Raw genomic sequence first — 17,957 nt, forward strand, 5'->3', positions numbered from 1 at the left:
TAGGTAAAAAAATGAACAAACCCTCACTACTAAGTGGGGGTTTTTTGTTAGCCCAGTGTTAAGTCAATTTAAATTGCTTCCTTACAAGCGCTAAATATTACGTATTCTTAAAAATTAGCTAACCCCCTTTTCCAGCGATATCCAATTTCTTTGTGGTCTGAATCAACCACTTAGAAAATGAAGAAGTATTTACAGTTTTTTACCCTGATTTTTATTCCGCTATCCTTTTATGCCCAAACAGGAAATATTCAAGGAATTATTTCCGATGAAAATGGGATTTATGTACCTGGTGCCAATGTGCTCATTTCAGACTTGGGCAAGGGAGCCATTACAGATTTTGATGGCAAATTCACTCTGGTCAATGTGCCAGAGGGGACCCACAACATGCAAATTTCGTATCTGGGCTATGCCCCCATTCAGCAAGATGTGAATGTTGTAGCTGGCGAAACTACCGTAGTAAGCCTTATTATGAACCCCAGTAATGTAGAGTTACAGGAAGTACAGGTGTCGGCATACGGATTAAGCGGCCAAGCCAAGGCGTTGAATACGCAAAAAACCAACTTGAACATCACCAATGTGGTCTCCACAGATCAAATTGGAAAATTCCCTGATGCCAATATTGGAGATGCCGTTAAGCGAATCCCTGGAATCACTATGCAGGTGGATCAAGGAGAGGCTAGAAATGTAATTGTTCGCGGATTGGCTCCCCAGTTAAACTCCGTAACATTAAACGGTAGCCGAATTCCATCTGCCGAAGGTGACAACCGAAATGTACAGATGGACCTAATTCCTTCAGATATGATCCAAACCATTGAAGTGAACAAGGCAGTGACTCCAGATATGGATGGTGATGCCCTTGGAGGATCGGTCAACTTGGTTACCCGTTCGTCCCCGCAGAGTTTCAGATTGTCTGCAACTTTGGGGTCTGGGGTTAGCTTGATCAATGATGAACCTATATATAATGGTAGTTTTTTATTGGGTGACCGCTCCAAAAACAAAAAGTTTGGTTGGATGGTTGCGGCCTCCTATAACAATGTTGACTTTGGTTCTGACAATGTGGAGGCGGAATGGGTCAATGAAGCCGAAAGCCCGATTACCGAGGAAGATATTGATGTGAATCCTTTTGTGGAGGAATCTGATATCAGAACCTATCTGGTACAACGTATTCGCAGAAGTTTTTCCGCCAATGTGGATTATGCCTTTGATGCCAACAACACTGTTTTCATTAAAACCATGTACAATTGGAGGGATGACCGCGAAAACAGATTCCGCTTACGTTTTAGGAGCATTGAGCCGGTTTTTGCTGATGGAACCGAAAACATAGTGGGTTACGAAGGTGAAATCCGAAGACAGACCAAAGGAGGAATTCCTGGTGGTCGAATCAAAAACACACGTTTGGAAGACCAACGCATGCAGAACTATAGTGTTGGGGGAAACCATTTGTTTGGAAGTCTAAAAATGGATTGGATGGGATCTTTTGCCAAAGCATCCGAAGAACGTCCCAACGAAAGATATGCCGAATATGAAATTGGTAATGCCATTGGAATCAACGCAGATTTGAACAACCCTAGATACCCATCCTTTAGACCCTCAAACGCAACGGACGCCACTTTGGCCAATTTTGAATTGAGAGAGTTTACCGAAGAAAACCAGTTTACGGAAGAAGAAGATGTTAACGCCTTCTTGAACTTTGAATTGCCTTTGGACATTTTTGGAGCCGGGGATGGAACGCTGAAGTTTGGAGGAAGATACAAATCCAAAAATAAGGTGCGCGACAATGATTTTACTGAAGCAGAACCTATCACCGGATTTGAAACTTTAGCAGATGTGGATACACAGGATCAAACTAAATCTGATTTCTTGGCGGGAAGCCAATATGCTTCCGGCAATTTTATTTCACCGGAATTTTTAGGGGACTTAAATTTTTCAGATAACACCCTATTCGACACCACTTCCGTTCAGGACGAGTTTTTGGCCGGAAATTATGATGTGGACGAGAAAGTTTACGCAGGTTATGTGATGACCAACCAAAAACTATCAGATAAGTTGTCCGTGTTGGCAGGTCTTCGAGTGGAAAACACCAAAATCAACAGCTTGGGGAATGAGGTTATTTTTGATGACGAGGGCGATTTTGACAGCTTTAACCAGATCAGGGATGAAAGTTCCTATACCAACTTCTTGCCAGGCGTGCACTTCAAATACAATCCCAGCAACAACACCGTATTGCGTTTTGCTTGGACCAACACCATTGCCCGACCCAACTATGTGGATTTGGTACCCTTCCGTAATGTTATCAATGAGGATGAGGAAGTAGAGACCGGAAATGCCGAGTTGGATCCTACCACCTCCATGAACTTTGATTTGGTGGCAGAACACTACTTTGAGTCCGTAGGGATTATATCTGGAGGGATATTTTACAAAGACATAAAAGATTTTATCTATGTCTCCTTATCTGAGGATACGGCCACAGGTTTTGACCTTTTTCAACCTTTGAACGGAGATAGTGCTTCCATTTTTGGGGCCGAAATCGCTTTCCAGAGACAATTGGATTTCTTGCCCGGTTTCGCCAAAAACTTTAGTGTCTATCTTAATTATACCTTGTTGACTTCTTCTACGGATGGCATCCGAAACGGAGATGAAATTCGTGAGGATATTGACCTGCCTGGAACAGCACCCAATATGTTCAACGGATCTTTGGGATATGCTGATAAAAAATTCAGTATTCGTTTGTCCACAAACTTCTCGGACGCTTATATAGATGAACTGGGAGGCAATGCATTTGAAGATAGATACTACGACAAACAGTTCTTTGTGGACCTCAACGCTTCATTTACCATTAACAAAAACCTGCGACTATACGCAGATTTGAACAACCTTACCAATCAACCTTTGCGGTACTATCAAGGTGTTGAAAACCGTACCCAGCAGGTGGAGTTTTATGAAAAGCGTCTAACGTTTGGATTGAAATACGACTTGTTCAGAAAGTAACCTACCAAAGTAAATGTCTTTAAGGCCGCCCTTCGGGCGGCTTTTGTCTTAATTTGTTTCTATGAAATTCAATATTCTTTCAATTCTTTTCATCTTGACTTTTGTGGCCTGTTCCACCAAAAGCACGTTGCCACCTCTGAAACCTGATGTGATCACCGAAACCACCGTCAATGATACAGATGATCCTGCCATTTGGGTGAATCCCCAAGATGCTTCCAAAAGCATCGTTTTTGGAACAGACAAAGAAACCAACGGAGGCATTTACGCCTTTGATTTGGATGGGAAGATCATCAAGGATAAATCCATTTTGGATATTCAAAGACCCAATAATGTGGACGTGGAATATGGCTTAAAACTCAATGACTCCACTTTTGTTGACATTTTGGCTTTTACCGAAAGGGAAAAACAGCAGATAAGAGTGTTCTCGGTTCCTGATATGACCCCATTGGATGGAGGAGGTTTTCCCGTTTTTGAGGATGCCAACACTTTTGATGAAAAACTTCCCATGGGCATAAGCCTGTATAAATCTCCCGTGGATTCCACTATGTATGCCGTGGTAGGAAGAAAAACAGGCCCCAGTGATGGATATCTCTATCAATATGCATTGGAGGCTACCAATGGCAGTGTTAAAACAAGGTTGGCCCGTAAATTTGGTAAGTTCAGTGGACAAAAAGAGATTGAGGCCATTGCTGTGGATGATGAGCTTGGATACATTTATTATTCGGATGAAGGGGTTTGTATCAGAAAATACTATGCGGAACCCAGCAAGGGAAATGAGGAATTATCCTGTTTTGGCGGGCAACTTTTCTTAGAGGATATTGAAGGTATTGCTATAGCAAAGTATCCAAATGGTGAGGGCTACTTAATTGTCTCCAACCAGCAGTTGGGAGAGTTCAATATTTTTTCCAGAAAAGACAATTCGTTTGTAAAGGCAGTCAACTTGACTACCCTGGAAACTGATGGTTGCGAAGTGGTTACAGTTCCTTTAAACAAAAACTTTCCCAAAGGATTGTTTGTGTCCATGAACGATGAACGTAACTTCTACTATCACGATTTATCCCGATTTCTGGAAATCCCCGAATAAGATTAAAACTGGAGCTTTCGCTTTCGAGCGCTAATTTCCCAGGAATCCACTTTTTGTCCACCATCAATAACCGAGACCTCGTCATGAAGGTTGATGGTTGGACAAATGTGGTAGGGCACGCCATAAAGTACATCCCCTATTTGAAATTGATCCCAATCAGAAACCTTGATCACGCCATGCTCCTCACTTTGTGAAAGCAGTTGATAATCACTCAGATTAAGGAATTTTATACGCTTATCAATGGGATTTTCCGGAGCTACGGATTTATGTCCCATATCCACTGTGATGATTCCTTCGGTGGGTTTGGAAATAATTCGGGTAACCACAAGAGCAGCATATCTGAACTCCTGTTCCTGAAGTTTTTCAGAATAGCCCAGATCCCAAAGTACACAAGTTCCTGGACTGGTAATTCTACTTTTGTCCAGAAGATGGGAGGTGAAGGAGGGAGTGCCTCCGCAAATCATTTTAAGCTTTGGATTTTCTTGCTTCAAGGTCTCAAAATAATGGGAAACTTCTTCCAGTCCTGTTTCAATTTTTTGGTTTCGTTGATTAAAATCAATATCTCTTAAATGCCCATCGTACACATGTAAGCCCATAAAATGAAGAGAAGCGCAAGCTGAAATAAACGCAGCCAATTCCAACAAATCTTGACCGACCTCTATTCCGGAACGATTCATGCCGTTATTCACATCAATGTATACATGTGCGCTTATCCCTTTTTTGGTGGCTTCCTCGTTCAAGATTTTCGCGGTTTCAATGGAGTCTAGGATAGTAGAGAACCCGGTATTGGGGAAATGAAGGCTCAAGTCCAAAAAACGGTTCACTTTGGGCCCAACCAATTGATGCGCGATCAAAACGGACTTTGCTCCGACCTCGGCTGCTATTTCCGCTTCGGAAATGGTGGAGGCTTTAAAATTGGAGATGTTGGAAGCCAATAGCATTTTCATCACCTCCGGCATTTTGTTTGTTTTGATATGCGGCATAAGCCTATCTGTTTGGCCATCTACCAAAGAGATCATATGACCAATATTGAATTGTAAATGTTGTTTGTATAAAGCAATGGAGGGGGAATCCAACGTGTTGACATTTGTTATTTCGAACCAACGATCATTCATAAGCATAACTTGTTTTCTACGATTTTTTGATGATGTCCCTAACAATTTTTAAATGATGTCTGGTGTGGATTTTTAAAAACCGTATGCTTTGTTTTTTATTTAGTTTACTAAAATACGGATGATCAAAATGGGCATTTTCATCCAATTCCTGGATTGTTTTTAAGCCTTCTTTGGCAGCAGCAATTTGAAGATGGAGGTCCTCGGTCAGAATAACATCCGGAGGCCTTACCACCCTAGGGGATTTGGCTACCCCTCTAGGAAAATCACCCCAAGCGTAGATGACGGTCCTGGTAAAATTAAAATTGGATTTGTATTCCTCTGGTTTGGAAGCTTCCAAGGATTTACAGATCACAATAACCGTTTTTAGCATATGGTCCAAATGCCAGGCAACATCCACTTTGGACACTTTGGGATTTATGGCATCCCGGTGTGAAATGTAGGATGCTATTTTGGAAAATTCCGGATCTAAAAAGGACAAGTGCGACTTTTTATCTTTAGCCAATAGGGCAAATTAAATAACATCATAAAACTAGGAAATTCCATCAAGCTCTACTACTATTTCGAAGGAATGCTACCTAAAGTCAATTAAGAATAATAAAAAACCCCATGGTTTACCATGGGGTTTTTCAACACTAAAACTGAAAACGATAACCAAAATCCGGGAAGAAACCTATTTGGTCCTCTCGATCAATATTGTTGCTAAGCCTGTTGTATCTTCTGGAAAAGATGTTGCTTTTATTGGTCACGTTCTGCATATCCACATAAAACTGGTGCGACTGCTTTTTGCTTTTACTGTTTATCTTAAGCCCCAGCTTTACATCCCACCTAAAATAGCTGTCGTATTGTTGGCTATAGGCCAAATCATCAAACAAAACCTCATAACCCATATTTCTGGAAGCTTCCAGATCTATTGGGGTGTAATATCTTCCTCCTGAATATGTAATTCGGGTATCTGCAAAGAATTTGTTCTTTTTGGATTTGCCAACGGCCCATTCCTTACCTCCCAGCAAATTGACAACCTGTCCATTGTTGAAAGGAGAGTTGCGTTCTATACCATCACTACCGGTGTATTTACTTTGGTAGAAAGAGGAGGTCAGCAGCACATAGTAATCCTGGCTAAAGAACTTTTCCAAGGTCAGCTCAACACCCTGATTGGTAGCGGTTCCATTGTTGACCAAGTCAATGGCATCTGTACTAAATCCAAAATCGGCTCCCTCGGTCAAGGTGGAGTAGCTGGAAGCAAATCGATCCACGGGAACGTTGTCTATGTCTTGGTAGTAAGCTTCCAGCTTGGCTCGCCATTTATCCCCTAGTTTTACATCATATCCAAAAACTAAGTGTGCACTTCTCACAAATTCCAAATCCCTATTGGATTGCACTGGGGTACCATTGGTATCTTCATTCAAGAACAAAATGGGTGTTGGATTGTTTTGGGAATGTAAGCCATAACCCAAACTGAATCGGTGTTTGTCATTGGCCTCAAAACTAAGTCCTGCCCTTGGTTCCATTACAAATTGCTTGTTCAGGTCACTGTATAGACCATGCAGGCCGGCATTCAAGGTAAGTTTCTTGGAGAGTCGAAATTGACCTTGGGCAAAAGGTTGATATAAGGCCAGACTTTCATCCATTTCTATCAAGGTTACCAAATCGGAAAAACCATCACCATCCAGATCTGGCTGCTCCTCACGATCTTGATTGCTGTAATCCAAAGCAAGGTTTTCGTATTGGAGTCCGGTTCTGAAGGTTATCTTATTATTGATTTTGGAGTTGAAAAGTGTGGAAAATGTAAGCCGATTTTCCTTTTCGTCATCTTTGGTATACAGCAAAAGGGTTTCTTGTGGGGTGTCCTTCTCAAAATAGCGATCTGCAGTATACTTGCTGGAAGAAGTGGAAAACCCAGCAACGGTTCGGAGGTAGGATTTTTTCCCGAAGGGAATGGTGTGTTTAACGCCAATAACCCCAAAACCGGATTCCACATAGGCATCCTCGTCTTCTGCAGCGAATAAGTCATCGGCCTCAATATTATCACCCAAAAATTCAATGTCCGAAGTTCCCCCAATGCCAAACAGGGATAAACTTCCCAATTTTCCCTTTCCAAAGTTCAGATTGAAGGAGAAATCCCCATAATTTGGGTTAGCGGAGGTACCCGCCCCGGCCGACCCGATCAAACCGACAAGCGAATACCTTCCTGCAACCAAAAAAGAACCTTTATCACCCAGAGGGCCCTCTGCGGTGGCTTCCACCCCGGAAAACGCACCTACTTGGGCTGCGAATTCGTAGTCGTCCGTATTCCCGTTCCGTAAGCCAATATCAAAAACCCCACCTATGGCATTGCCATATTCCGCAGGGAATGCCGAAGTAATAAAATCCGAATTTTTGAGCATATTGGGATTCAAGGCAGATACTGGACCCCCAGTTGTTCCTGCGGAGGAATAGTGATTGGGATTGGGAACTGGAATTCCTTCAATACGCCAAAGCAATCCGGTGGGGGAATTTCCACGGATAATGATATCGTTTCTACTGTCGTCTGGAGCAGAGACCCCGGCAAAATTAGCGGCCAATCTACCGATATCTCCCCGTCCACCAGAAAAACGACCCACTTCCTCAATACCAAATTGTCTGGCAGATACTGTGGCCATTTTGTTTTTGGGCTTGTCCAGGTTGGAGTTTGAGGTCACCACCACTTCGGTCAAGGTATTGAAACTCTCAGTCAGGGTAATGTTCAACTGTACATCCTTGCCCGTAGTCACTTCAATATTGGGCACATAGGAATTCTCGTAGCCTAAATAACTTATTCGGATGCTTTGCCTGCCAATGGGAACATCTTTTAGGGTAAATCGACCGTCAAAATCGGTAATAACTCCTGTAGCAACATCCACATTGAGAAGCTCTATGGTGGCTCCTTCCAATGGGCTTTCAGACTGTTTGTCCAAAACAACTCCTTTAATAACTCCGGTTTGGGCAAATGCCAAGGAGGAGATCATCAGCGCTAGGGCCAAAATGGTTTTTTTCATGATGGGTTTATTTTTTGTTTCCCCGAAAGTCTCGGAATCCTTTGGATTGTCTGGTGGCCGAATGGGTGAATTGCTTATTTGCTTCCTGAACTGATATTCTATCCCTTAAGGCTTATTGGGGAGGTTTTGATTCCCATTTTGTCAAATAAGTCCGGTTCCTGACAATTCAATGGGATTATTGACGGTTCAATGGGTTGATTTCGATGGGAAGCCCCATGCATGTGTATCTTTACACCAAGATGATTTTACATTGAAGAAAAAGACGATATACAAAATACTGTTTCGGTTGTTGGTGATCAACGTGGTCTTTTTTTTGATAAAAACCACCATGGAACAGGATGATGATGTGGTGGAGGGCTTGTTCAATCCTACAAGCATTTTCTATTATGTCACCGCATTTTTCCTGTTTATGTTTACCTGGGAGACCAACGATTGGCTGCTTAGAAAACAACGTTTGAAAGGAGGGCTTGATTTTAAAAGCAGTCTGATCATTATAGGAAAAAATATGGCATTGTTGGCTCCGGTAACTGCTTTGATATATTATTTGGGCTTGTTTGCCTTTAGGGAGCGATGGGGAATTATTTGTGATGACCCTCCACATGTGGAATTTGTTACCGATTTCTTCAGGGCGACTTTACTGGGCTTGACCGTTATTTTCTTTAATATGTTCCATTTTTCCATGACCCAAAGGGAAGAGCTAGCCAAACAGATGGAAGACCTAAAGCGGGAAATGCTGGCCTCCAAGTACAGCTCCTTGAAGAACCAGATAAGCCCTCACTTTCTGTTCAATAGTTTAAATACGCTTACCTCTTTGATGTACGAAGACCGGGATTTGGCCTCCGACTTTGTGACCCGATTGGCATCCAGTTATCGCTATATTTTGGATCATCGGGAGCGGGATTTGGTGAGTTTAAAAAAAGAATTGGGTTTTTTGGATGCCTTTGTCTTTATGATGAACATAAGACACCGGGATGCGGTGGTCATTAAATCGGAAATCCAAAAAACATCGGAACAATTTCTTATACCAACCTTATCGGTCCAAATGCTGGTGGAAAATGCCCTCAAGCACAACTACTACAGTAAGGAAAAGCCTTTGGAAATTCAGATTTCAACCATTGGCAATGATGCTTTGACAGTTAGGAATAACCTTAGGAAAAGAAAACTTAAGGAAGAAACCACCCAATTGGGGTTGAAAAACATTAAAAAGCGATATTCTTACTATACCAATAAACAGGTTTTGGTCCGAGAAGAGGCTGATTTTTTTGAAGTGATCATTCCCTTATTGGATAAGGAAGTTACGGACATGAATCTGATAGCTATATCTTAATATGAAGGCAGTTATTGTAGAGGATGAGGAATTTGCGTCCAAAAGATTGACCAAATTGGTGGGAGAGCTGGCCCCGGAGATTGAAATCTTGGCCAACATCAACTCTGTGGAAGCAGGATCTAGATGGTTTAAATCGAACGCACTCCCTGACCTTGTTTTTTTGGATATTCAGCTCAACGATGGTTACGGATTTGACATTTTGGATGGGATGGAGGATCATCCCCCAGTAATTTTTACAACGGCCTACAATGAGTTTGCCATACGCGGATTTAAATACAATGGGGTGGATTATTTGCTTAAGCCCATTGTTAAGTCCGATTTGAAAACGGCATTGGAGAAGTTCAAAAAAAATGTGACCCAAAATGGCCGAGGTTCCACCGAAAATCTGGAACATCTCAAGCAATTGTTCCATAAGGAGTACAAGCATCGGTTTATGGTCAAGGTGGGCAATCAGTTTAGGTCATTTAATGTGGAGGATATTGCCTTTTTTAAATCGCACGAAGGGATGATTTGTTTGTATACCCATGGCGGGCAGAGTTATCCTGTTGAATACACCATAGACCAACTGGAAAACATATTGAATCCCATTCATTTTTTTAGGATCAACCGCAAATTCATGGTCTCCGTCAAAGCAGTGGTCGAAATCCATAGTTACTTCAACAGTCGTTTGCTTCTAAAGCTTCTTCCAAAGGAGGAAGAACAGGTCATTGTGTCCAGGGAGCGGACCACCAACTTTAAAAAGTGGTTGGATATGTAACAAATATTCCTTCCGGGTTACTAATCATCATCAGAAAGCTTTTCTAACTATCTTAGCCTATCATTAATCTAAAAAACGCAAAATGATGAAAAGGTATCTTATACTGATGATCTTGTCAGGACTTGTCATGTCTTGCAAAACCAAGAACATATCAAATGATTTAGCATCCCAAAACCCTATTACGGCCCAATTGGATTTGGTGAACCTTGAGAACGACAAAGTTCAGGTTACCATTGACCCGGGAAGGTTTGTGAGTGATACGGTGGTCTACAGATTGCCAAGAGTAGTTCAAGGAACCTATGCCGTGTCCGATTTTGGAAGGTATATTGAGGGACTGAAAGGGATGGATTATGATGGTAATGAATTGGCAGGAACAAAACAAGACACCAATACATGGGTATTCTCCAACGCTCAAAACCTAAACAAAATAACCTATTGGGTCAATGACACTTTTGACCAAGAAATTGAAGGTGGTATAGGGGCCGAAGTGCCATTTTCACCCTCTGGGACCAATATTGAGCCTAAACAGGTAATGCTCAACCTCCATGGCTTTGTGGGCTATTTTGATTCACTAAAAAACAACGCCTACGAGATTGGAATTACCTCTCCGGATACTTTTAATTATACTTCGCCACTGCAGGAAATCAATACCTCCCAAAGCGAGGATGGCAAGACCAAAACTTCAGTTTTTTATGCCAATCGTTATTTTGAAGTAACGGACAATCCCATGATGTACGGAGAAACTGAAGTGGAAGAATTTATGGTGGGGGGCATCAAAATTGTATTAAGCGTTTTCTCACCTAATGGAGTGCATACCGCCAAAGAGATAAAGGAAACAGTCCATAAAATGATGTTGGCCCAGAAAGAATATTTGGGCGACTTGGACAGTACCCCCCGTTACGACGTTCTGCTTTACCTGTCAGATACTGACAAAGAAGATTCACCAAAAGGATTTGGAGCTTTGGAACACCACACTTCAACTGTGGTTGTGCTTCCCGAAAATATGCAACCAGAGGCTTTGGCAGAGTCCATGATTGATGTGGTGGCGCACGAGTTTTTTCATATTGTAACTCCCTTATCGGTCCATTCAGAAGATGTTCATTACTTTGATTACAACGAACCTACTTTTAGCAAGCATTTATGGCTTTATGAAGGGGTAACCGAATATTTTGCGCAGCATTTTCAGGTGTATGAAGGATTGATAGACGAACCTGAGTACTTTTCCAGAACGACCCAAAAAATAAATGGCTCCCGATCCAACTATGATGATTCCATGAGTTTTACCCAAATGAGTGAGAACATATTGGAAAGTCCATACAAAGAAAACTATGCCAATGTGTATCTCAAAGGAGCGCTTATAGGGATGTGTGTTGATATTTTAATGCGGGAGAACAGTAATGGTCAGCGAAGTCTTCGCTCCCTACTGGCAGAATTATCCACAAAGTATGGCAAAAACAGACCTTTTGCAGATGATAACCTGGTTGCTGAAATTACAGCTATGACATACCCTGCTGTTGGAGAATTCTTGACCACTCATGTAAAGGGCACAACGCCCATTGATTATGATGCATTCTTTGAAAAAGTGGGACTTCATTTTGGAGAAGCCAAGGTTGAGACCAATTATATTCAAAATGCGGGGAACTTGATTGTTGGTGCCGATCGTGAAAAGGGTGGAATCAAGTTTAATGATTTGGTGACCAACAACAGTTTCTGGACCGAGAATGGGGCGCAACCCAATGATTTGTTCAAATCAATCAATGGTACGGAGGTAAACCTGGCCAATGCAAACCAAGTTTTTGGTGAGGTGTTTTCATGGAAACCTGGTAAGGAAATAGAAGTAGTACTTTTACGCGAAGGAGAGGAAGTTTTGATAAATACCACTACCACACCTTCTTATACGAAAGCCAAAACATTATTGGAAAATCCAGAAGCAACCAAACCCCAGAAAGAACTGAGGAATGCTTGGTTAAAGGGATAGGAACACTTTTCTAGATAAAAAAGGCCCCAACATATGTTGGGGCCTTTTATTTATTTGACGATACCTTAAAAGGTCTAGTATCTATAATATTCTGGTTTATAGGGGCCTTGAACTGTAACACCAATATATTCTGCTTGATCCTCCCTAAGTTCTGTAAGCTCCGCTCCCAATCTGGAAAGGTGCAATTTTGCCACTTTTTCGTCCAAATGCTTGGGCAGCATATATACTTCGTTACCGTATTTATCACTGTGTTTCCATAACTCAATTTGGGCCAATGTCTGGTTGGTAAACGAATTACTCATAACAAAACTTGGATGCCCTGTTGCACAACCCAAGTTGACCAATCGTCCTTCAGCCAAAACAATAACGTCTTTGCCATCAATGGTATACTTATCCACTTGCGGCTTGATCTCATCTTTGGTATTGCCATAGGTGCCATTCAACCAGGCCATGTCAATTTCATTGTCAAAGTGCCCAATGTTACACACAATGGCCTTGTCCTTCAACGCACGGAAATGTTCTTCACGGATAATGTCCTTATTTCCTGTGGTGGTAATAACCACATCAGCATTGCCAACAACAGTTTCCAGTTTCTTCACTTCATATCCGTCCATACAAGCTTGCAAGGCACAGATAGGATCAATTTCTGTTACAGTGACAATAGCACCGGCACCTCTAAAAGACGCTGCGGTTCCTTTGCCAACATCACCATAACCGGCAACAACCACACGTTTTCCAGCCAACATCGTATCTGTGGCCCGTCTAATGGCGTCCACCGCGCTTTCTCGACATCCGTATTTGTTGTCAAATTTTGACTTGGTTACAGAATCGTTCACGTTGATGGCAGGCATGGGAAGGGTTCCGTTCTTGACCCGATCGTACAAGCGATGTACCCCAGTGGTGGTTTCCTCAGAAAGACCCTTAACTCCAGAAGCCAATTCTGGAAATTGATCCAAAACCATATTGGTTAAATCCCCACCATCATCCAAGATCATGTTCAAGGGCTGTCTGTCCTCTCCAAAGAATAAGGTTTGTTCTATACACCAGTCAAATTCTTCCTCGGTCATACCTTTCCAAGCATAAACAGGAATTCCGGCAGCTGCAATGGCTGCGGCCGCATGATCCTGGGTAGAGAAAATATTACAGGAACTCCAAGTCACATCGGCACCCAATTCAACCAAGGTCTCTATCAAAACAGCAGTTTGGATGGTCATATGTAGGCATCCAGCAATACGGGAACCTTTTAATGGTTGTTCGTCCTTGTATTCTTCCCGCAACGCCATAAGACCTGGCATTTCCGCCTCTGCAAGTTCAATTTCTTTTCGCCCCCAATCCGCAAGGGAAATGTCTTTTACCTTAAATGGTACATAGGGAATTGTCTTTGTGCTCATCTTTTATTTTAATTAACTTTATGTAGCTTAGCTCTAACAGTCAGCAAAGATACGAAATCACCTAACTAATAGTCGTGCCATTATATAAAACCATACCCATTTCACCCACAACATCCGTATATGTTTGGAAGGTCACCGAACCGGAAGATGAACTTTCCAAAGGCGTAAAACTTACCCCGCATTGCCAAAAAAGGGTAGATGGCATGAAGTCAGAACTTCATCGCAGGGCTTTTTTGAGTATCAGGCACTTAATGGCAGAAGCCGGATATGAGGATCACGATATGTTCTACGACGATTTTGGAAAACCCCATTTGCATGATGGAAACCATATTTCCATTACCCATTCCCGAAATTTTACAGGGATTATTTTGAGCAAAACGGACGAAGTAGGAATCGATATTGAAATGCAGCGGGAGAAGATTCTTAGGATAGCCCATAAATTTACGCCGCTGGAAGAATACCGTACTTTGGCCAATACCGAAGCCATTATAAGAAAACTGACCATTGTTTGGGGTGCAAAGGAATCCCTATATAAAATTTATGCGGAACAGGGGCTTAGCTTTCTCAGGCATATTGATGTGATGGATTTTGCCTTTGATGACAAACGCACAGTAGCCAAAATTGCTTACAAGGGTAAAAAATCCAATTATGGAATTGAATTTTTGGAGTTTGAAGGTTTCACTTGTGTATTTGCGCACAAAATGATGGGCAACTGATGGGGTCTTTTTACTAGCTTTGCTGCTTAAAATTCAGCATTACCCATGAAAATCTCTGTTGAACTCACCTTGACTCCACTTCAGGACAATTTTGAACCACCCATCATAGCATTTATCAAAAAGCTAAGAGCATCTGGCCTACAGGTTCTTGAAAACCCTTTAAGCACCCAAGTATATGGGAATTATGACGAAGTGATGGGCTTACTTCAATCCGAAATAAGGCAAAGCTTTGAGCAATTGGAACATGTGGTGTTGAGCATGAGGCTTGTAAAATCTGACCGAAGCGGGTATGAGCCACATTTTTGATTGGATTTTTTCGCAATACCAAGGCGTTCCGACCCATATCGTTGTATTGGAACTGATCAGTGTGGTCTTTGCATTGCTTAGTGTTTGGTATTCCAAACGGGAAAATATCTTGGTCTATCCTACTGGAATTGTTGGAACTGGAATTGCAGCGTATATTTTGCTTTTTTATGGTTTACTGGGTGATATGCTCATCAATACCTACTATTTTATCATGAGTATTGTTGGGTGGTACCTGTGGACTAGAAAAGTAGATGAAACCCATTTCGTTCCCATTACCATGACTACAAAAAATGAGAAAAAATGGTCAATTCTGTTGTTTGTGGGGACCTTGATTTTTGTCTCTATTGTTTATACGGTAGCAGACAAGTTCAACGTATGGACGGCCTATGTTGATACCGTAACAACAGCCATTTTCTTTGTTGGGATGTGGCTAATGGCCAAGAAAAAACTGGAGAACTGGGTATATTGGATTGTAGGTGATATCATTACCGTACCCTTGTATTGGTATAAGGGACTAATTTTTAGTTCCCTCCTCTATTTTTTGCTAACCATAATTGCCATTTATGGCTATAAGGCATGGAAGAAAAACTTGGGCAAGAGCCCTCAGACCTTGTTAAAGTAGTGCTTTTTGGACCGGAGTCCACCGGCAAGACTACACTTTCCCAGCAGCTCGCAAGGCAGTACAATACCGTGTGGGTTCCCGAATATGCCCGAGAATATTTGCAGAACAAATGGAACAACGAACGGAAAACTTGCGAACCCAAGGATCTATTGCCCATTGCAGAAGGGCAGATTAGACTGGAAAACGAGTTGACCAAAAAAGCATCAGACGTCCTTATTTGTGATACTGATTTGTTGGAAACCAAGGTGTACTCAGAAGCTTACTATTTGGGCTATTGTGATCCCATTTTGGAAAAATATGCTTTGGAAAACACCTACGATTTGTATTTCCTAACCTATATTGACACGCCTTGGGAAGCAGATGACTTACGGGACAAGCCCAATGAAAGGGAGCGAATGTTTGCATATTTCCACGACACCCTGAAAAAATATAATCGGAATTTCGTTATCTTGAAGGGAGATAAGAAAACAAGGCTAAAAGCCGCAGTCCAACACATAGATAAACTTCTCCAAAAAGCATGATCAACCTAAGCCAAAATGACCTGGAACAACTTCAAAAAAAAGGTGTTTCCCAAGAAAAAGTCAATAACCAAATCGATACGTTTAAAGCGGGAATCCCATTTGTGAACTTGGTAAAGGCTGCCATTGTTTCTGATGGGATATTGCAATTTAGCGCCACGGAGCAAGCTGCAAATATTGCCTACTTTGAAGATGCAAGGGGAGCCCTTGAGCTTTTGAAGTTTGTACCTGCTTCGGGAGCCGCGTCCAGAATGTTTAAAGCCACATTTAACTTTTTGGATGCCTTTAACCCGTCTCAAGAATCTTTGAACTCCTATTTGCACAGGACAGGAGATGACGCCATGAAAAAGTTCATTGAAGCAATGGAAGCCTTTCCGTTTTACAGGGTTATCATGGACAAAATCAAGGGCAAAGCCACATCCAAAGACGAGGAAGCCTATCTGTTTGTCAAGGAAATGTTGATGGCGGATGGCTTAAACTATGGGTTTTACCCTAAAGGCTTGCTTCCGTTTCACCTATACGGAGAAGTTGGCGCAACTCCTTTTGAAGAACACTTAAAAGAAGCTGCGTTATATGCTAAAACTGACGGGAAAGCAAATTTGCACTTTACTATTTCTGAGCAGCATGACGCGATGTTCAAAGCGGAGCAAGCATCGGCAGGACCAAGGGTCTCCAACAATACCAATACGGAATTCAATGTTTCGTATTCCAATCAGAAACCTGCTACGGATACCGTGGCCGTTGACATGGAAAACAAACCCTTTAAGAATAGTGATGGCAGTATTTTGTTTAGACCTGGAGGTCATGGGGCATTGATTGAGAATTTAAATGATCAGGATGCGGATATCATCTTTATAAAGAACATTGATAATGTGGTCATTGATCAAAATCTGGAGGCCGTTTCAAATAGCAAGAAGATGCTGGCCGGAGTTTTGAAAAGGGTACAGGATAAGGCCTTTGGATATGCCAAACAACTTGATGAGGGAAGTGTTTCTGGTGCAGAGATGGAAGAAATCAAGTCATTTTTGGAGAAAGAGCTCAATGTTCGTTTTGAAGAAGGCTACAATGGCTTGGATTTCCAAGGGCAATTGGAAACGCTTAAAAATAGAATCAATAGACCTATCCGTGTATGCGGAATGGTCAAAAACGAAGGAGAACCTGGTGGAGGTCCGTTTTGGATTAAGGATGATCAAGGTAAAGTATCACTTCAAATCATAGAATCGGCCCAAATAGATATGGCCAATACCGAACAAGCTTCCATTTTGAAGAATTCAACCCACTTTAATCCCGTTGATTTGGTATGTGGAGTCCGCAATTATAAAGGAGAAAAGTTTAACCTACTTGAATTTGTGGATGAAAAACAGGGTTTTATAACAGAAAAGACCAAAGAGGGCAAAGCCCTCAAAGCCTTGGAACTTCCTGGACTTTGGAATGGGGCTATGGCGTTTTGGAATACGCTTTTTGTTGAAGTGCCTCTTGTGACCTTCAATCCGGTGAAAACGGTAAATGATCTTTTAAAACCGACGCATCAAGCATAAAACATGCTGATTTTATAAGGTAAAGCCCCAATTTTGGGGCTTTTTTTTGACCCGATGTGACCTTGCAAGAAAAATAGTGTCCTATAAGTACAAGGGTATAAGGAGAGCAACTAACGCTCTGGAAAATATTAAGTACCACTAAGCTTGGACGCTTAGTTTTTTGGTTGGTTGATTTGGTTAAAAGGTCGTACGTAGTACGACCTTTTTTTGTGACCTATTTTAAAAATTGGTGTCCCATAAATTAGAAAAGCTAAAAATGCTATATACCATAGTCCTGTCATTGAGTATACTGTCATTCCTTCTAGCCATTGTCTTGGTGGTACCCTATTTGCGAAAGGAATACAGATCAAACAAAATCAAAAAAAAGGGATAATGCTATGCAAACACTAACCATGCGTTGTCCATAACGCCAATAATCACATCTCTTCGTAGTATGGGGCGGTGATAGGTTGGCAATTCTAAGGCTGCTTCGGCAGCCTTTTTTGTGTAAAAAGTATGCACCCTAAGCATTAAGGTATACAAAATTACACACCCTTTCAAAAAGCTTTAAAACTTTAAAGCATTGATAATCAGATTTATAAAATGAAATCATTAAAACGCAAC

General features: G+C 41.7%; 14 protein-coding genes. 10 read left to right on the forward strand and 4 right to left on the reverse strand.

Translation table 11 applies throughout. From position 1 onward, the window contains the following. The first annotated feature begins 177 nt into the window (after positions 1-177). Both FGG15_RS14540 and FGG15_RS14545 read left to right on the forward strand, forming a co-directional pair. Positions 178-2,988 carry a TonB-dependent receptor gene (locus FGG15_RS14540; RefSeq protein ID WP_138837478.1) on the forward strand — a complete coding sequence of 937 codons (2,811 nt, stop codon included), beginning with the start codon at positions 178-180 and terminating at the stop codon, positions 2,986-2,988. 61 nt (positions 2,989-3,049) lie between these two features. Next, a complete protein-coding gene (locus tag FGG15_RS14545) occupies positions 3,050-4,072 on the forward strand; it encodes a phytase (RefSeq protein WP_138837480.1) in 1,023 nt (340 codons plus the stop codon). A 2-nt stretch (positions 4,073-4,074) separates the two neighbouring features. On the opposite strand, the gene FGG15_RS14550 is transcribed toward FGG15_RS14545, so the two are convergent. The 3 genes from FGG15_RS14550 to FGG15_RS14560 all read right to left on the reverse strand — a co-directional run bounded on the left by FGG15_RS14550 (position 4,075) and on the right by FGG15_RS14560 (position 8,201). Further along, a complete protein-coding gene (locus FGG15_RS14550; protein WP_138837482.1) occupies positions 4,075-5,187 on the reverse strand; it encodes a D-TA family PLP-dependent enzyme in 1,113 nt (370 codons plus the stop codon). Positions 5,188-5,203: 16 nt separating this feature from the next. Continuing rightward, complete coding sequence (locus tag FGG15_RS14555; protein WP_138837485.1) at positions 5,204-5,689, reverse strand: DUF1569 domain-containing protein; 486 nt, start codon at positions 5,687-5,689, stop codon at positions 5,204-5,206. A 130-nt stretch (positions 5,690-5,819) separates the two neighbouring features. Then, positions 5,820-8,201, reverse strand: a complete 2,382-nt coding sequence (locus FGG15_RS14560; protein ID WP_138837487.1) for a TonB-dependent receptor — start codon at positions 8,199-8,201, stop codon at positions 5,820-5,822. A gap of 250 nt (positions 8,202-8,451) precedes the next feature. Here FGG15_RS14560 and FGG15_RS14565 point away from each other — a divergent pair, with 250 nt between their 5' ends. The 3 genes from FGG15_RS14565 to FGG15_RS14575 all read left to right on the forward strand — a co-directional run bounded on the left by FGG15_RS14565 (position 8,452) and on the right by FGG15_RS14575 (position 12,263). Continuing rightward, positions 8,452-9,528 (forward strand): sensor histidine kinase, encoded by a 1,077-nt coding sequence (locus FGG15_RS14565; RefSeq protein WP_161991974.1) that lies wholly within the window; start codon positions 8,452-8,454, stop codon positions 9,526-9,528. A 1-nt stretch (position 9,529) separates the two neighbouring features. Next, positions 9,530-10,285, forward strand: coding sequence for a LytR/AlgR family response regulator transcription factor (locus FGG15_RS14570; protein ID WP_138837491.1), 756 nt, complete (start codon positions 9,530-9,532; stop codon positions 10,283-10,285). Between the two features lie 85 nt (positions 10,286-10,370). Then, positions 10,371-12,263 (forward strand): M61 family metallopeptidase, encoded by a 1,893-nt coding sequence (locus FGG15_RS14575; protein ID WP_138838320.1) that lies wholly within the window; start codon positions 10,371-10,373, stop codon positions 12,261-12,263. Between the two features lie 74 nt (positions 12,264-12,337). On the opposite strand, the gene ahcY is transcribed toward FGG15_RS14575, so the two are convergent. Then, positions 12,338-13,654: an adenosylhomocysteinase gene (gene ahcY / locus FGG15_RS14580; RefSeq protein ID WP_138837493.1), complete on the reverse strand. Its 1,317-nt coding sequence runs from the start codon at positions 13,652-13,654 to the stop codon at positions 12,338-12,340. 74 nt (positions 13,655-13,728) lie between these two features. Between ahcY and FGG15_RS14585 the strand changes: the two genes are divergently transcribed. From FGG15_RS14585 to FGG15_RS14605, 5 genes are read left to right on the forward strand one after another with little or no spacing between them, the layout of a single operon-like run. After that, a complete protein-coding gene (locus FGG15_RS14585; protein WP_138837495.1) occupies positions 13,729-14,370 on the forward strand; it encodes a 4'-phosphopantetheinyl transferase family protein in 642 nt (213 codons plus the stop codon). Between the two features lie 45 nt (positions 14,371-14,415). After that, complete coding sequence (locus FGG15_RS14590; RefSeq protein ID WP_138837497.1) at positions 14,416-14,676, forward strand: YkoF family thiamine/hydroxymethylpyrimidine-binding protein; 261 nt, start codon at positions 14,416-14,418, stop codon at positions 14,674-14,676. Next, positions 14,660-15,298 carry a nicotinamide riboside transporter PnuC gene (gene pnuC, locus FGG15_RS14595; RefSeq protein WP_138837499.1) on the forward strand — a complete coding sequence of 213 codons (639 nt, stop codon included), beginning with the start codon at positions 14,660-14,662 and terminating at the stop codon, positions 15,296-15,298. Before FGG15_RS14590 ends, pnuC begins: the two co-directional genes overlap by 17 nt. Then, the gene (locus FGG15_RS14600) at positions 15,253-15,819 is read left to right on the forward strand and encodes an AAA family ATPase (RefSeq protein WP_138837501.1); all 567 of its coding nucleotides are present in this window, start codon (positions 15,253-15,255) and stop codon (positions 15,817-15,819) included. Before pnuC ends, FGG15_RS14600 begins: the two co-directional genes overlap by 46 nt. Beyond that, positions 15,816-17,354 (forward strand): DUF4301 family protein, encoded by a 1,539-nt coding sequence (locus FGG15_RS14605; protein ID WP_138837503.1) that lies wholly within the window; start codon positions 15,816-15,818, stop codon positions 17,352-17,354. Before FGG15_RS14600 ends, FGG15_RS14605 begins: the two co-directional genes overlap by 4 nt. Positions 17,355-17,957: the final 603 nt, after the last annotated feature.

The sequence above is a fragment of the Flagellimonas algicola genome, from assembly GCF_005937185.1.
Classification (GTDB): Bacteria; Bacteroidota; Bacteroidia; order Flavobacteriales; family Flavobacteriaceae; genus Flagellimonas; species Flagellimonas algicola.

Excerpts from the sequence above, each read along its gene's own strand:
- pnuC (WP_138837499.1), top strand. The coding sequence starts at position 14,660 with ATGAGCCACATTTTTGATTGGATTTTTTCGCAATACCAAGGCGTTCCG.
- FGG15_RS14600 (WP_138837501.1), top strand. The coding sequence starts at position 15,253 with ATGGAAGAAAAACTTGGGCAAGAGCCCTCAGACCTTGTTAAAGTAGTG.
- FGG15_RS14590 (WP_138837497.1), top strand. The coding sequence starts at position 14,416 with ATGAAAATCTCTGTTGAACTCACCTTGACTCCACTTCAGGACAATTTT.
- FGG15_RS14540 (WP_138837478.1), top strand. The coding sequence starts at position 178 with ATGAAGAAGTATTTACAGTTTTTTACCCTGATTTTTATTCCGCTATCC.
- ahcY (WP_138837493.1), bottom strand. The coding sequence starts at position 13,654 with ATGAGCACAAAGACAATTCCCTATGTACCATTTAAGGTAAAAGACATT.
- FGG15_RS14545 (WP_138837480.1), top strand. The coding sequence starts at position 3,050 with ATGAAATTCAATATTCTTTCAATTCTTTTCATCTTGACTTTTGTGGCC.
- FGG15_RS14560 (WP_138837487.1), bottom strand. The coding sequence starts at position 8,201 with ATGAAAAAAACCATTTTGGCCCTAGCGCTGATGATCTCCTCCTTGGCA.
- FGG15_RS14570 (WP_138837491.1), top strand. The coding sequence starts at position 9,530 with ATGAAGGCAGTTATTGTAGAGGATGAGGAATTTGCGTCCAAAAGATTG.
- FGG15_RS14605 (WP_138837503.1), top strand. The coding sequence starts at position 15,816 with ATGATCAACCTAAGCCAAAATGACCTGGAACAACTTCAAAAAAAAGGT.
- FGG15_RS14550 (WP_138837482.1), bottom strand. The coding sequence starts at position 5,187 with ATGAATGATCGTTGGTTCGAAATAACAAATGTCAACACGTTGGATTCC.
- FGG15_RS14575 (WP_138838320.1), top strand. The coding sequence starts at position 10,371 with ATGAAAAGGTATCTTATACTGATGATCTTGTCAGGACTTGTCATGTCT.